The sequence below is a fragment of the Nocardioides aquiterrae genome (genome assembly GCF_039526625.1).
GTDB lineage: Bacteria > Actinomycetota > Actinomycetes > Propionibacteriales > Nocardioidaceae > Nocardioides > Nocardioides aquiterrae.
Genome location: NZ_BAAAJE010000030.1, coordinates 280,269 through 294,484, shown reverse-complemented (window position 1 = coordinate 294,484; position 14,216 = coordinate 280,269). Strand labels below are relative to the sequence as shown.

Annotated in this window: 12 protein-coding genes; 4 read left to right on the top strand and 8 right to left on the bottom strand. The window is 73.4% G+C overall.

All coding sequences use genetic code 11. From position 1 onward, the window contains the following. Genes ABD086_RS23785 through ABD086_RS23755 form a run of 7 tightly spaced genes read right to left on the bottom strand, consistent with a single transcriptional unit; the run spans position 1 to position 9,160 of the window. Positions 1-3,510, bottom strand: a complete 3,510-nt coding sequence (locus tag ABD086_RS23785) for an ATP-binding cassette domain-containing protein (protein ID WP_343910877.1) — start codon at positions 3,508-3,510, stop codon at positions 1-3. 56 nt (positions 3,511-3,566) lie between these two features. Further along, positions 3,567-4,478 (bottom strand): ADP-dependent NAD(P)H-hydrate dehydratase, encoded by a 912-nt coding sequence (locus ABD086_RS23780; RefSeq protein WP_343910875.1) that lies wholly within the window; start codon positions 4,476-4,478, stop codon positions 3,567-3,569. Then, on the bottom strand, positions 4,468-5,211 hold the full coding sequence (locus ABD086_RS23775) for a histidine phosphatase family protein (protein ID WP_343910873.1): 744 nt from the start codon (positions 5,209-5,211) through the stop codon (positions 4,468-4,470). The genes ABD086_RS23780 and ABD086_RS23775 overlap by 11 nt, the downstream gene beginning before the upstream one ends. Positions 5,212-5,240: 29 nt before the next feature. Then, positions 5,241-6,050 (bottom strand): ABC transporter permease, encoded by an 810-nt coding sequence (locus tag ABD086_RS23770; RefSeq protein ID WP_343910871.1) that lies wholly within the window; start codon positions 6,048-6,050, stop codon positions 5,241-5,243. Continuing rightward, positions 6,050-6,898 (bottom strand): ABC transporter permease, encoded by an 849-nt coding sequence (locus tag ABD086_RS23765; protein WP_343910870.1) that lies wholly within the window; start codon positions 6,896-6,898, stop codon positions 6,050-6,052. Before ABD086_RS23765 ends, ABD086_RS23770 begins: the two co-directional genes overlap by 1 nt. Before the next feature lie 7 nt (positions 6,899-6,905). Beyond that, entirely contained in the window at positions 6,906-8,126 is a 1,221-nt protein-coding gene (locus ABD086_RS23760; RefSeq protein ID WP_343910869.1) for an ABC transporter substrate-binding protein, read from the bottom strand. After that, on the bottom strand, positions 8,123-9,160 hold the full coding sequence (locus tag ABD086_RS23755) for an ABC transporter ATP-binding protein (RefSeq protein WP_343910867.1): 1,038 nt from the start codon (positions 9,158-9,160) through the stop codon (positions 8,123-8,125). Before ABD086_RS23755 ends, ABD086_RS23760 begins: the two co-directional genes overlap by 4 nt. Before the next feature lie 113 nt (positions 9,161-9,273). Between ABD086_RS23755 and ABD086_RS23750 the strand changes: the two genes are divergently transcribed. Genes ABD086_RS23750 through ABD086_RS23735 form a run of 4 tightly spaced genes read left to right on the top strand, consistent with a single transcriptional unit; the run spans position 9,274 to position 12,299 of the window. Next, positions 9,274-10,035, top strand: coding sequence for a FadR/GntR family transcriptional regulator (locus ABD086_RS23750; protein ID WP_343910865.1), 762 nt, complete (start codon positions 9,274-9,276; stop codon positions 10,033-10,035). Then, positions 10,035-10,712 carry a cache domain-containing protein gene (locus ABD086_RS23745; protein ID WP_343910863.1) on the top strand — a complete coding sequence of 226 codons (678 nt, stop codon included), beginning with the start codon at positions 10,035-10,037 and terminating at the stop codon, positions 10,710-10,712. The genes ABD086_RS23750 and ABD086_RS23745 overlap by 1 nt, the downstream gene beginning before the upstream one ends. Positions 10,713-10,740: 28 nt before the next feature. Then, entirely contained in the window at positions 10,741-10,959 is a 219-nt protein-coding gene (locus tag ABD086_RS23740) for a hypothetical protein (RefSeq protein WP_343910861.1), read from the top strand. Positions 10,960-11,006: 47 nt separating this feature from the next. Then, entirely contained in the window at positions 11,007-12,299 is a 1,293-nt protein-coding gene (locus tag ABD086_RS23735; RefSeq protein ID WP_343910859.1) for a polysaccharide deacetylase family protein, read from the top strand. A gap of 47 nt (positions 12,300-12,346) precedes the next feature. On the opposite strand, the gene ABD086_RS23730 is transcribed toward ABD086_RS23735, so the two are convergent. Further along, positions 12,347-14,215, bottom strand: coding sequence for a sensor histidine kinase (locus ABD086_RS23730; RefSeq protein ID WP_343910857.1), 1,869 nt, complete (start codon positions 14,213-14,215; stop codon positions 12,347-12,349). Position 14,216 lies beyond the last annotated feature (1 nt).

The window sequence follows — 14,216 nt, the reverse complement described above, 5'->3', positions numbered from 1 at the left end:
TCAGCCCGCCAGGTGGCCCCACGCCGGCGACAGCTCGGACCACGGCCCCACCGCGGCCACCCGGCCCTCGACCAGCACGACCACCCGGTCGGCCTGGGCCAGCGCGGCGCGCTTCGAGGTGGCACCGACGACGGTCGCGCCCCGCTGGCGCAGCGCGGACCAGAGCTCCACCTCGGTGGCGGCGTCCAGCGCCGACGAGACGTCGTCGGCGAGCAGCAGCTCGGCGTCGCAGGCGAGCCCGCGGGCCAGGGCCAGGCGCTGCACCTGGCCCCCGGAGAGCCGCACGCCGCGGTGGCCGACCAGCGCGTCCGGGCCGCCCGCCGCCTCGACGTCCGGGGTGAGCCGGGCGGTCTCCAGCGCGGGCAGCACGGCGCGGTCGGGGTGGTCGAGGCTGACGTTGTCGGCGAACGTGCCCGACAGCACCCGCGGGACCTGGGCGACGTGCGCCACCCGCCCGGGACGCAGGAACGTCTGGGCGTCGCCGACGGGCTCGTCGTTCCACCGGATCTCGCCGTGGCTGGCGACCAGGCCCGCGAGGGCCGAGAGCAGGCTCGACTTGCCCGACCCGACCTGGCCGAGCAGCAGCACCAGCTCGCGGGAGCCGACGGTCAGGTCGACGTCGCTGACCCCGATCGTGCCGTCGTCGTGGACGGCGGTCAGACCGCGCAGCTCCAGCGTGCGCAGCGGGTCACGGACGCCGGGCTCGGCCGCGGGCGAGGCACCGGTGACGAGGTCGACCCCGGGCGGGAGCTCCATCAGGTCGCCGCCACCGGCCAGCCGGCTCGTGGTCTGCATCCACGCGCGGGTGCCGGGCGCCTCGGTGATGACCGCGCCGGCGACCCGGCCGAACCAGTCGAAGCCGTTGACCGCACCCGCCACCAGCAGCGCGGTCGCCAACCCCCAGCCGCCACTCACCAGCACCGCCCACGCCGTCACCACGCCGCACTGCACCATCACGATCGGGACGCCGTCGAGCAGCGCCTGCACCCGGTGCTCACGCACCGCGGCGTCGACGCGGCCGCCGTCGACCCGGCTCAGGTGCGCGTGCACGCTGGGCGTCGAGGCCGCGAGCTTCACGGTCCGCACCGAGTCGAGCGCGGAGACCAGCGAGCGCCCGAACCCGGCCCGCGCCGCGGCCGAGGCCGCCGCCGACCGCCCGGCGACCCTGCGGCCCAGGGACGACGCCAGCGAGGACGCGACCATCACCGCGAGCAGCACGCCGCCGGCCAGCAGGCTCTGCGCGACGATCGCGGTCACCGCCGCGATCACCAGGCCGTTGACGAAGTCGACCCAGCGGTCGGCGTACCGGGCCAGCCGGTCGGCGTCCATGGTCCGGGCGACGACCTCACCGGCGGGCGTGCGCTCGAGGCGGTGCTGCGCGGCCTGGCCGGCGAGCACCGACATGCGGACCCGCAGCATCACCGAGATCCACCAGCGCGGGTAGCGGCGGATCGCCGCGGCCAGCAGCAGCGGGGACGTCAGCAGGGACGCGGCCAGCGCGACGGTGAGGGCGGTCGGCGTCTCGCCTGCCTGGAGGGCGACCACCAGGTGGCCCCAGATCCAGCCGCTGACCGCGCCGAGGGCGCCGGTCAGCACCGCGAACAGGAACAGCGCGACGCTGACCAGGCCCCAGCGCGGCTCGATGACCAGCGCGGACCACGTCGCGCGCGCCAGTCCCGGCACGTCGCGGAGCCGCGGCGGCGCCGGTGGCTCTCCGGTACGGCGGGCGGTGCCGACGCTCCGGTCGTCCGGCTCGGCCACCGGACGCGGCGTCTCGTCCTCCGCCGAGGCCTCGAGCAGCGCCCGGAACGGACCGGGCTCCGCGGCGAGCACCGAGCGCGGTCCGCGCTGCACGACCCGGCCGGCCTCGAGCACCGCGACCTGCTCGGCCCGCTCGGTGGTCGACAGCCGGTGGGCGACCAGCAGCCCGGTGCGGCCGGCGAGCAGCCGCTCGGCGGCGCGCACCACGCGGCCCTCGGTGACCGGGTCCATCCGCGCGGTGGCCTCGTCGAGCACGACGACGCGGACGTGGCGCACCAGCAGCCGCGCGAACGCGACCAGCTGCTCCTCGCCCGACGACAGCGTGGTGCCGCCCGGCCCGAGCAGCGTGTCCAGGCCGTCCGGGAGGCCCGCGACCCAGGCCTCGAGGCCGAGCTCGGCGACGGCGGCCTCGACCTCCGCGCGGGAGACCGGCTCGAACAGCGTGATGTTCTCGGCGAGCGTGCCCGCGAGGATCTCGGTGCGCTGGGTGACGACGCCCACCGACGAGCGCAGCTGCTGCAGGTCGAGGTCGAGCACGTCGACGCCACCCAGGAAGACCGACCCGCGCTCGGGCTCCACCGCGCGGGACAGCAGCGACGCCAGCGTGGACTTGCCGGAGCCGGTCCGGCCGACCAGCGCGCAGGTGGTGCCCGCCGGGACGTGGAGGTCGACGTGCTGGAGGGCGAACCGGCCCTCCACGTACGCGAAGTGCAGGTCGTCGAACCGCACGTCGAGCCGGCCCTCCGGCAGGTCGGCGCCGCCGACCGGCTCGCGCTCGGCTCCGAGCAGCCCGCGCAGCCGGAGCACCGCGCCGAACCCGGCCTGGAGGTCGGGCAGGTGCCGGGCCAGGTTGTCGACCTGGCCCACGAACATGGTCGTGACCAGGTAGAGCGTGACCAGCGACGCCGTGCCCAGATGGCCGCCGGCGACCAGCGCGACGCCCACCAGCGCCGTCGCCGCGAGCACCCCGTGCAGCAGCGTTCCGGTGCGGGCGCTGATCCGCGCCTCGAGGCCGACGACGACGGCGAACCGGCGGTGCACCTCGGCGGCCAGCTCGGTGCAGCGGCGCAGCACATGAGCTCGGCCGAGGCTGGCGCGGAGGTCGTCACGACCGGCGACGCCCTCCTCCAGCGCGGCGGCGTGGTCGGTCCACGCGGCCTCCTCCTCGACCTTGCGCGCGGACAGCTGCGGCAGCAGCTGCCGGACGGCGAGGAGTGCCGCGGCGCCCGCGAGCGGGAACAGGAAGAAGGCCGGCCACCAGGTCACGCTCGCGACCACCCACAGCGGGCCGGACGCGAGCAGGGTGCGGATCGCCAGCCAGGCGCTCTGCCGCAGCAGCGTGCCGACCTCGTGGGTGTCGTCGTCGACCCGGTCGAGCACCTCGCCGACGGCCTGCTCGGTGAGCGTCGCGAGCGGCTGGTGCATGGCCGCGTCGAGGAGGTCGGCGCGCAGCCGGCCCTCGGCGCGGTCGACGACGCCGGCCCACAGCGTGCGGGCGCCGGTGTCGAGCACCGCGGCGCCGACCACGCACAGGGCGAGCAGCGCCACCCGCTCGCTGGTGGCGTGCTCGGCCAGGTGGCCCGCGACCAGCGAGCCGAGCGAGGTGCCGATCGCGGCGATCGCGCAGGCGACCAGGGCCACCGCGGCCACCGGGGAGCGCAACCGTCGCCAGTCGACGGTGCGCTCGGGCGGCGGCAGGGCCTCGGGTGCGGTGCGGACCGGGCGGTCGGCGTCGAGCGTGGCAGTCATGGCGAGACACGACGCTATGTCGCGCCACCGACGGACGTCGCCTGAATATCGGGCGGCTACTGCGCGAGCTCGGCGAGCGCCGCCGGCACCTGGGGCGGCAGCTCGCGCGCGAGGAAGCCGACGGTCCCGACCGCGGCCGCGAGCCGCTCGCCGATCCGGGCGTGGAGGTAGCCGCCCCACGCCGCCGCCTGCGCCGCCTCGGCGCCGCGGGCGACCAGGCCGGCGACGATGCCGGCCTGCACGTCGCCGGAGCCGGAGACGCCGAGGCCCGGTCCCCCGCCGTCGATGCGCCAGGCGCGGCCGCCCGGCTCGGCGACGCACTTCTCGGTGCCGCCGCACAGCACGACCACCCCGCACCGCTCCGCGACCTCCCGCGCCACGGCCACCGGGTCGTCCTCCACGTCGGACTCGTCGACCCCGGCGGTCCGCGCCAACTCGGTGACGTTGACGGTGAGCACGGCCCGCCCACCGAGGTGGGCCAGGCCCCGCGGCTCCTCGGTCAGGTACGCCGACGCGACGGCGTCGACCACGACCGGCAGCTCCAGCCGCGGCAGCACGCGGCGCAGCAGCTCGACGCTGGCCTCCGGGTCGCCGAAGCCGGGGCCGACCAGCACCGCGGCGACCGACGCGCACCGCCCGACCACGGCGTCCGCCGCGGTGACGGCGAGGTTGCCGGCGGCGTCCTCGGCGAGCCCCAGCACCTGCGCCTCCGGGACGGCGACGCCGAGGGGCGCGCTCGTCGTACCCGTCGTGGCCAGCGCGAGCTTGCCGGCGCCGGCCCGCAGCCCGGCCTCGCCGGCGAGCAGCACGGCGCCGGGCTGCGTCCGCGTGCCGCCGAGCACCAGCAGCTCGCCGCGCGACTCCTTGTCGCCGTTGGCGTCGGGGAGCGGCCACTCCCGCAGGCGACCGGGCGTGAGCAGCTCGGTGGTCGGCCCAGTGGTGGGCTCAGTGGTGGGCTCAGCGGTCATGGCCCCGCCCGCGGTGCGGCTCCTCGTGGGTGACCGGCGCGTCGAGGTCGTCGATCGCGCGGGTGTCGGCGAAGACGTCCAGCTCGAAGCCGTCCCCTGCGCGGCAGAACCGGGTGAACGAGGCGTTCGGGATGCGGTGCCGCCGGTCGATGTCGAGCAGCGTCTCCTCGTCGAGCCGCTCGAGGACGTAGCGGAACGACATGATCACGGCCTGGTGGGTGAACAGCCAGATCCGCTCCCCGTCGTAACCGTGTCGCAGGTCGGTCAGCAGGCTGCGCACCCGCAGCACCACGTCGGCCCAGCTCTCCCCCGACGGCGGCTGGTAGTAGAACTTCCCGAGCTTCTGGCGCCGCGTGGCCTCGTCCGGGTAGCGGGCGCGGATGCCGGCGCCGGTCAGCCCGTCGAAGATCCCCAGGTCGCGCTCGCGCAGCCGCTCGTCGAGGACGGCGTCGAGGCCGGCCCGCTCGGCGGTCTCCGCGGCGCGGCGGTACGGCGAGGACAGGACGACGGTGGGCCGCCAGTCGTCGGGCGCCTTCTCGTCCAGCCAGCGGCCGAGCGCGCCCGCCTGGTCGCGTCCGGCCGGCGACAGCTCGACGTCGGCGTCGCGCACCTCGAGGTCGAGCACCTCCGCCTTCGCCTCGCGCGCGCGGTCGTCGGCGAGGTTGCCGACGCTCTCTCCGTGCCGGACGAGCGTCAGGCTCGCCGGACCGTCCGTCCATCGGGGTGCGACCACGCGGGAGGTGTACCCACCCTCCCGCCGGACTACGTCACCGCGCCGGTCATGCCCTCCGTGGAGCCGGAGAGCCGCTGCGCCAGCCAGATCGGGATCGCCGAGAAGACGACCAGGACGGCGGCCACGACGTTCACGATCGGCGCCTGGTTGGGCCGGAAGAGGTTCTGGAAGATCCAGATCGGCAGCGTCTGGTCCTGGCTGCTCGCGGTGAACGTCGTCACCACGATCTCGTCGAAGGACAGCCCGAACGAGAGCAGCGCACCGGCCAGCAGCGCCGAGCGCAGCATCGGGAAGGTCACCAGGCGGAACGTCGTCCACCGGCCCGCACCGAGGTCCATCGACGCCTGCTCGAAGTTGCTGCCGAGCCGCTGGAACCGGGCCTGCACGTTGTTGAACACCGTCACGATGCAGAACGTCGCGTGCGCGATCACGATCGTCCAGAGGCTGAGCTGGATGCCGAGGATCGTCTTGAAGCCGTTCTGGAAGGCCAGGCCGGTGACCACGCCGGGCAGCGCGATCGGCAGGATGATCAGCAGCGAGACGACGTTGCGCCCGAAGAACCGGGTCCGCCGCAGCGCCATCGCGGCCAGCGTCCCGAGCAGCAGCGCGATCGCGGTCGCGGCGCAGGCGACCTTGACGCTGGTCCACAGCGCGACGCGGGCGCCCTGGCTCTCCCAGGCGACCCGCCACCAGTGCAGCGTGTAGCCCGGTGGCGGCCAGCCGAAGGTGTTGTCGGTGTTGAACGAGTTCAGCAGCACCAGCGCGAGCGGGACGTAGACGACGACCAGCACCACCGCCGTGAAGACGGTGAGCGAGCGGCGGAGTCCGGGGGAAAGCATCAGAGCTGCTCCAGTGCGCCGGTACGGCGGGCCGCGGCCAGGTAGGCCAGCATGACCACGATCGGGACGGTGGCGACGGCGGCCGCGAACGGCAGGTTGTTCGCCGCACCCTGGTTGTCGTAGACGACGTTGCCGAGCAGCTGCGTCGTACCGCCCACGATCTTGACCGCGATGTAGTCGCCCATGGTCAGCGAGAACGTGAAGATCGAGCCCGCCACGAACGCCGGGAAGGCCATCGGCAGCACGATCCGGCGCAGCGTCTGCCAGGAGCCGGCGCCCAGGTCCGCGGACGCCTCGAAGAGCGAGTCGGGGACGCGCTCGAGCCCGGCGAACACGGGCAGGATCATGTAGGGCAGCCAGAGGTAGGACAGCGTCACGGTGGTGGCGAGCAGCCCGTAGCCCGGGGTGTCCAGGCCGAACGGCTGGGCGATCCACGCGACCGGGCCGTCGGCGGAGAACATGCCGCGCCAGGCGTAGGCCTTGACCAGGTAGGACGCCCACAGCGGCATCAGGACCGCGATCACCAGCAGCCGCTGCGCGCGGGGGGAGGCGATCTTGGCCATGTAGAGCGCGATCGGGAACGCCAGCACGGCGTCGACGACCGTCACCAGGGCCGCGATGCCGATCGTGCGGATCGTGATGGTCCGGTACACGTCGACGGTGAAGAGGGTCCGGAAGTTCTCGGTCGTCCAGACCGTCGTGATCGTGCCGGTGAAGTCGTCCTGGGTCCACAGCGAGGTGATGAGGAGCGCCCCCAGGGCCCCCAGGTAGGCCACTCCCAGCCACAGCATCGGCGGCGTCAGGAGCAGGCCCACCCGGAGGCCCGGGCGGCGATCGATGACGGACAAGGTCAGATCAGCCCTTGACCTCGGTCCACGCGGTCGTCCAGTCGCCGTAGTTGGTGCACGTCACGTCCGTGCGGCCGTCCAGGCACTGCTCGATCGGCGTGGTCCAGTAGTGGATCTGGGCCGCGTAGTCGGCGTCCTCGGCGTGGTAGGTGTCGCAGAAGGTCTTGTCGGAGGTCAGCGAGCACGCCTGGGTGTTGGCCGGGGCCTCGCCGAAGTACTCCGCGACCTGCGCCTGCGCCTGCGGGCTGGTGATGTAGTCCATCCAGAGGTAGCCGCAGTTCGGGTTCTTGGCCTGGGAGCTGATCATCCAGGTGTCGGACCAGCCGGTCGCACCCTCCTCGGGCAGGACCGCGTCGACCGGCGCGCCCTCGCCCTGCGCCACCGAGGCGATGACCTGCCAGGTGGTGCCGATGACGGAGTCGCCGCTCTTGAAGGCCTGCACCTCCTTCAGGTAGTCCGACCAGTACTCGGAGACGTTCGCCTTCTGCTTCTTCAGCAGGTCCACGGCCGCGGCGAGCTGGTCCTTGTCGAGCGCGTACGGGTCCTCGATGCCGAGGTCGGGCTGGGTCTTCATCAGGTACAGCGCCGCGTCGGCGATGTAGATCGGCGAGTCGTACGCCGTGACCTTCCCGGCGTACTGCGACGCGCCGTCGAACACCGCGCCCCAACTGGTCGGCGCCGGCTTGACGACGTCCGTGTTGTACATGAGCAGGTTCGCGCCCCAGCCGTGCGGCACGCCGTACATCTGGCCGTCGACGGAGTTGAACTTCTGGTCCTTGAGGAACGGCGCGATGTCGGCGTAGTTCGTCAGCAGGTCGGTGTTGACCGGAGCGACCTCGCCGGCCGCGATCAGGCGCAGGGTCGCGTCGCCCGAGGCCGAGACGACGTCGTACTCACCGGACTTCATCAGCTGGAACGCCTCGTCGGAGGTGCCGAAGTACTTGACGTTCGCCTGGCAGCCCGACTCCTTCTCGAAGGGCGTCACCCAGTCGATGGACTTGTCGGTCGAGCCGTCCTCGGCGTACCCGGGCCAGGCGAGGATGTTGACCTGCCCCTCCGGGTCGCCGATCTCCTTCTGCATCGGGACGTCGGGGGCGACGAAGCCGCCCTGGTCCTCGCCGGCCTTCGCGCCGTCACCACCACCCGAGCTGGTGCCGCAGGCCGTGGCCAGGGCGAGCACGCTCGCACACGCCAGTGCGCCGAGCCGCACCGAGTTGATCCTTCTCATGCTGTCTCCTCCTCAAGGGACACCAGGTGGTCACGTCGCCAGGTGAGCACGACGCGTTGGTCGCGCCGCTCGACGGCGGCGTCGATGGACGTGTCGGTGTTGGGGTGCGACACCGTCACGGTGGGACCGTCGTCGAGCTCGACGACGCTGCTCGTGGACGAGCCGAGGTAGACGACCTCGCGGACCACGCCGCGCGCGACGCAGAGGCCGGTGGTGTCGGCCGGAGCCTCCGCCGACATCCGGATCTTCTCGGGCCGGATCGCGAACGTGCCGTCCTCGCCGACGACGGCGCGCGCGGCGGCGCCGCTGAGCTGGTTGGAGGTGCCGACGAAGCCGGCGACGAACGAGCTGGCCGGCCGCTCGTAGAGCTCGACCGGGGTGGCGAGCTGCTCGATCCGGCCCTCGTTGAACACCGCGACCCGGTCGCTCATCGTGAGCGCCTCCTCCTGGTCGTGGGTGACGAACACGAACGTGATGCCGACCTCGCGCTGGATCGCCTTGAGCTCGATCTGCATCTCGCGGCGCAGCTGGAGGTCGAGCGCGCCGAGCGGCTCGTCGAGCAGCAGCACCTTGGGGCGGTTCACCAGTGCCCGCGCCAGCGCGACCCGCTGGCGCTGGCCCCCGGAGAGCTGGTTCGGCCGGCGGCCGCCGTACTCCGCGAGCCGGACGGTCGCCAGCGCCTCCTCGGCCCGCTTGCGGCGCTCGGCCTTGCCGACCTTCTTGACCCGCAGGCCGTACTCGACGTTCTGGAGCACGCTCATGTGCGGGAAGATCGCGTAGTCCTGGAAGACCGTGTTCACGTCGCGGGCGAACGGCGGTTTGCTGGTGACGTCCTCGTCGCCGAGGAGGATCCGCCCGGCGGTCGGCTCCTCGAAGCCCGCGACCAGGCGGAGCACGGTGGTCTTGCCCGAGCCGGAAGGGCCGAGCATCGAGAAGAACTCGCCGTCGGCGACGTCGAGGTCCAGCTCGTCGACCGCCCGGACCTGGTCGAAGTGCTTGCTCAGGCCGCGCAGTGAGATGGCCGTCGCCGTCATCGGTCTCCTCTGTCCCTGGGGTGCCGCTGGGCCATAACCTATGGAACCAGACATTAGATTGAACAGCCCCTGTCTGGTAACAACTGTGTTGCGAGCGGCCCGGAGGGAGCGCGATGACGGAGGTACGCCGGCACGGCAGCCGAGCCCGCGGCGCGATCTTCGCGCCGCTGGGCGACGTCGGCCGGGCCGGCCAGGTCGAGCAGCGGCTCACCGAGGCGATCCGCTCCGGCGTCCTCGTCGAGGGCGAGCGACTGCCCAGCGAGCCGGAGCTCGCCGCGATGCTCGGCGTCGCGGTCGTCACCGTCCGCGAGGCGCTGATCGGGCTGCGCGCGCAGGGGCTGGTGACGACCAGCCGGGGCCGCGGCGGCGGGACCTTCGTCGCGGCCGGCGCCGCCGCGGACGAGGAGGCGCTCGCGCAGCGGCTCGGCGCGATGTCGCGCGCGGAGCTCCAGGACCGCGCCACGCAGTACGTGCTCGTGCTCGCCGGGTGCGCCGAGGTCGCCGCCGAACGGGCCGACGCCGGCGAGGCGCACGCGCTGCGCGGCCTGCTGCCGTCCGAGGCCCAGGAGGTCGGCGCGTGGCGGCACGCCGACGCCGAGCTGTGGCTGTCGATCGCCGCGCTCACCCAGTCGTCGCGCATCACCCGGGAGGTGGTGCGCCTCGAGGCGGACTTCGGCATGATCGTCCGCATCCCCCTCAGCGACCCGGACGTCCGGGCCCGCACCCGCACCGGCCACGAGCGCCTGATCGACGCCGTCGAGGCCGGCGACGCGGACGCGGCACGCCGGTGCGCACGAACGCACCTCCAGGAGACCCTGGACCGGGTCGCCCGCACCCAGGCCGAGGTCCACGACAGGAACCGGAGCGCCTCATGATGCCGACCACCACCCTCGGCGACTCGCTCGCGCGGTGCGCGTTCGCCGTCGCGGCGTACTTCGGCGCCCTCTTCACCTCGCTGGAGGGCATCGGCGACAAGGTCGGCGAGGCGTTCCAGCACCGCCACTCGCTGACCGCCGCGGCGCTGAGCGAGGTCGTGCAGCCGCTGGCCGCCGACCTGCTCGCCGAGCACCCCGTCGTCGGCGGCGGGTTCGTCGCCACGCCCGGCTGGCTCGCCGACCGCGAGCTGTTCCTCGCCTGGTGGCAGGGCGAGGACCAGACCCTGCTCGCCGAGCGCGGCGTGCCCCTGGGCCACCACGTCTTCGACTACACCCGGCACGAGTGGTTCCAGACCCCGCTGACGACCGGCGAGCGGCACGTGACCGGGCCGTACGTCGACTACGTCTGCACCGACGAGTACGTCCTCACCGCCACCGTCCCGGTCCTCGTCGACGGGCGGATGGCGGGGGTCGCGGGCGCGGACACCCGGCTGGAGACCTTCGAGGAGCTGATGCGCTCGTCGCTGACCGGCGACGTCGTCCTGATCAACGGCCACGACCGCTGCGTGGTCGCCGCCGACCCGCTGCTGCGCTCGGGCCAGAAGGTCGACCCGGCGGCGTACCCCGTCGCGCGAAACCTGCCCGGCCTGCCGTTCCGCGTCCTCGGCACCACCTGATGACCAGACCGGTGCGATACTGGACGTGATGACGACTTCGCCCCGGGTTCGCCGGCACCTGGCCAGCAGCCCCTTCAGCCCCGACCCTGAGCCCACGATCGAGGAGTTCGCGCTCGACGACCTGGTCTCCCACGACTCCTACGGGATGGGTCGGGTCATCCAGGTGGAACCCGCTGCCGTGACGGTCGACTTCCGTTCCCGGACGGTCCGGATCACCAGCCCGTACAGCAAGATGTCCAAGCTGTAGCCAGCCGGCAACCCCGCGCCGCTCGGGCGCGTCAGACCCTCGTGAGGGTGCGGTTCCTGCTCGTGGCGCTGCTGGCTGTCCTGCTGCTGCCGGCGCCGTCCGCCCTGGCTGCGCCCGCCGTGCCGGCCGCGCCGATGCGGCCGTGCTCCCGTGGGCTGGTGGCGCTGACCTTCGACGACGGACCACTGGCCACGGTCACGCCTCGCGTGGTGCGGCTGCTGGAGCGGCTGGAGGTGCCGGCGACGTTCTTCATGGTCGGCAACCGGGTCGCGGCACATCCCGAGCTCGTGCGCCTCGTGGACCGCGCCGGCTTCGCGATCGGCAACCACACCTGGGAGCACACGGACCTCACCACGCAGACACCGGCCGCGGCCCGTCACGCGCTCATGTCGACGCGCCGCGCGCTGCTCGACGCCGGGGTCACGCCGACCGACCTGGCGCGGCCGCCGTACGGCGCCATCGACGATCGGGTGCGTCGGGTGATGGCCTCGCTCGACCTGGTGCCGACGCTGTGGACGGTCGACTCCCGGGACTGGACCGGGCTGTCGGCGCGCCAGATCGCGCGCGGTGTCGTCGGTGCGGTGCGGCCGCACCGCACCAACGTGGTGCTCCAGCACGACGGCGTCACCAACTCCCCCGCGACCCTCGAGGCGCTGCCGGCCGAGATCCGCACGCTGCAGAAGCGGGGCTACTGCTTCGCCTCGCTGGACGAGTCCGGCGACCCGACCCCGCCGGTCCCCGTGGCGACGGTCGTGCCGGACCGCGAGCGCATCACCGAGGGCGACCGGGTGCGCCTCACGATCCGCCTGGACCGGCCGACGACGCGCGTGACACCCGTGCGCACCGCAGGCGAGACCGTGCGGGTCCCGGCCGGCCGCCAGGTCGGTCACGGGTGGTTCCGGGCGCCGCAGGACCGGGTCGACGAGGGGCCTGAGGACGTCCGGCTCTACGAGGACACCGTGGTGCGCGTCCTCGACGACGACCCGCACCCGGTGGTCTCGCTGTCCGCGGGCTCCGTCACCGCCTCGCCCCTGCTGCCGGTATCCGCTCCCGTCGTGGTCCGGCTGGACCGGCAGCGCGACCGGCCGACCCGCGTCGTCGTCCGCAGCGACCTCGCTCCGGCGCGGGTCGTCGTACCGGCCTACGCCCGGCAGGCGACGGGCAGCATCACCGTGCCGCCCGGAGCTCCGAAGCAGCGAGTGCGCGAGGTCCCGCTCCACGCGAACGGCGCTCGTGCGACCTTGACGATCAGGCCGCCGGAGCAGACCTACGCGGAGGCGGCCCGGGCCGCAGTCGCGGGCTTCGCCTGGCCGGTGATCCGGTTGACGCCACTCCTCTGATCCCGCCTCCGGGCTCGGCCACGACCCTCCGATCGGCGGGGCCGGCGCTAGGCGACGGAGCGCGACGCGGGTCGCCGGGGCAGGCGGACCGTGAAGGTCGTGCCCAGGCCGGCGGTCGACTCGACATCGATGGTGCCGCCGTGGGCCGCCACGGTGGCCTGGACGATCGTGAGACCGAGCCCGGTCCCCTGGACCGCCTCCTCGGAGGCGATGGACGACCGGTAGAAGCGCGTGAACAGCTGCCCCACCTCGGCCTCCGGGACGCCCAGGCCCGTGTCGGACACGACCAGGACCGCTTCCAGGTCGTCGCCGCTGAGCCGCACCGCGATCCGGCCGCCGTCGGGAGTGAACTTGATGGCGTTGGTGACGAGGTTGACGACGATCCGCTCCAGCTCGTCCGCGTCGCCGTCGAGCTCGACGGGCTCCTCGGGGACGTCGATGGAGACGTCCAGCGAGCGCGTGTCGAGCAGCCACCCGACGGCGTCCTGCGCGGCCGAGACGACGTCACGCAGATCGGTGGGCACGGTGTCGACGCTCAGCGTCGACGACTCGATCTGCGAGAGCTTGAGCAGGTCCTCGACCAGACGCAGCAGCCGGCGGCTGTTGCGGTCGACCCGGTCGACGATCCGGCGCTGGGCGTCCTCGAGCCTGCCGACGGAGCCATCCACGAGGACCTCGAGGTACCCGATGATGCTGGTGATCGGGGTACGCAGCTCGTGGCTGACCGTGGAGACGAAGTCGGACTTCACCCGCTCGAGCTCGCGCAGCTGCTCGACCGCGGCCTGCTCGGTGGCGAGCGCCTCGGCGAGCGCCTGCTCGGTCCGGTGCCGCTCGGTCACGTCACGGAAGACCACCACGACGTCCGGCGCACCGTCGAGCCGTTCGGCCGGCAGTGCGGTGGCCGAGAAGTTGAGCACCCGGCCGTCGGGGACGCCGGCGGCGCGCACCGCCAGGTCGACGTCGTGCCGGCCCTCGGCCAGCGCCTGCACGTGCAGCAGCTCGTCGTGCGACAGCGGCCTGCCGTCGAGGTGGAAGAGGCCCTTGCCATCCGGCGCCCCGACACTGTGCGACTCGTACTCGAGCCCTCCCATCAGCGCCACGCCGGCCGGGTTGCGCAGCAGGGTCCTGCCCTCGGAGTCGAGGACGACGAGCCCGTCGCGGATCGAGTCGACGATCGTGCTGAGCAACTGCGTCTGCGCCTGCGTGGCGAGCCGCGCGTTCTCGTGCAGCCACCAGTTGATGATGCACGCGATGCAGGCGAAGGCGAAGAACCCCGCGTGCACGCCCGCGAAGAGCCACGGGTGCTCCCACGCCGCGGGGAGGTTGAACACCGACTTCGGGCTGATGGTGCCCATGATCCCGTGGTGGAACAGCACGTACGCGACCGCGAGCAGGAACGGCGCCCACGCCTCGTACAGCGCGATCACCGGGATCATCACGAAGAAGTGGAAGTGTGCCTCGATCATGCCGCCGGACAGGTGCACGATCACGCCCGAGCAGATCATCAGGCCGGCCGCCGCGATCGAGGACTCGAGATTCCTGCTGAGCCGCCCGAAGCCCGCCAGGAGCGCGCACATCAGCACCGGCGCGACCTCGAGGTACCCGTGCAGGAGCGAGTTTCCCTTGTAGACCGCGTAGAGCGGGATCAGCGCGATGTGGCACCAGAGCAGCGCCATCACGGCCCGGTGCCGCGCCCGCCACGCAGGGTCGGGCAGCGAGCCACCGCGCGGCAGCCAGGACGGCCACCGCCGGCGGAGCGACAGCGGCGCGGCGGGCATGTAGATGCCATCGGCGTCCGGTCCCGGGCCCTTGAGCGCCGGACGCGAGCCCTGGACCTCCGGGGTACCCCAGGGGCTGGCGCGGCGTCGAACGTCTCCGGGCCGACGTTGCCCGGCGCCGGCCAGCAGCATCCTCATG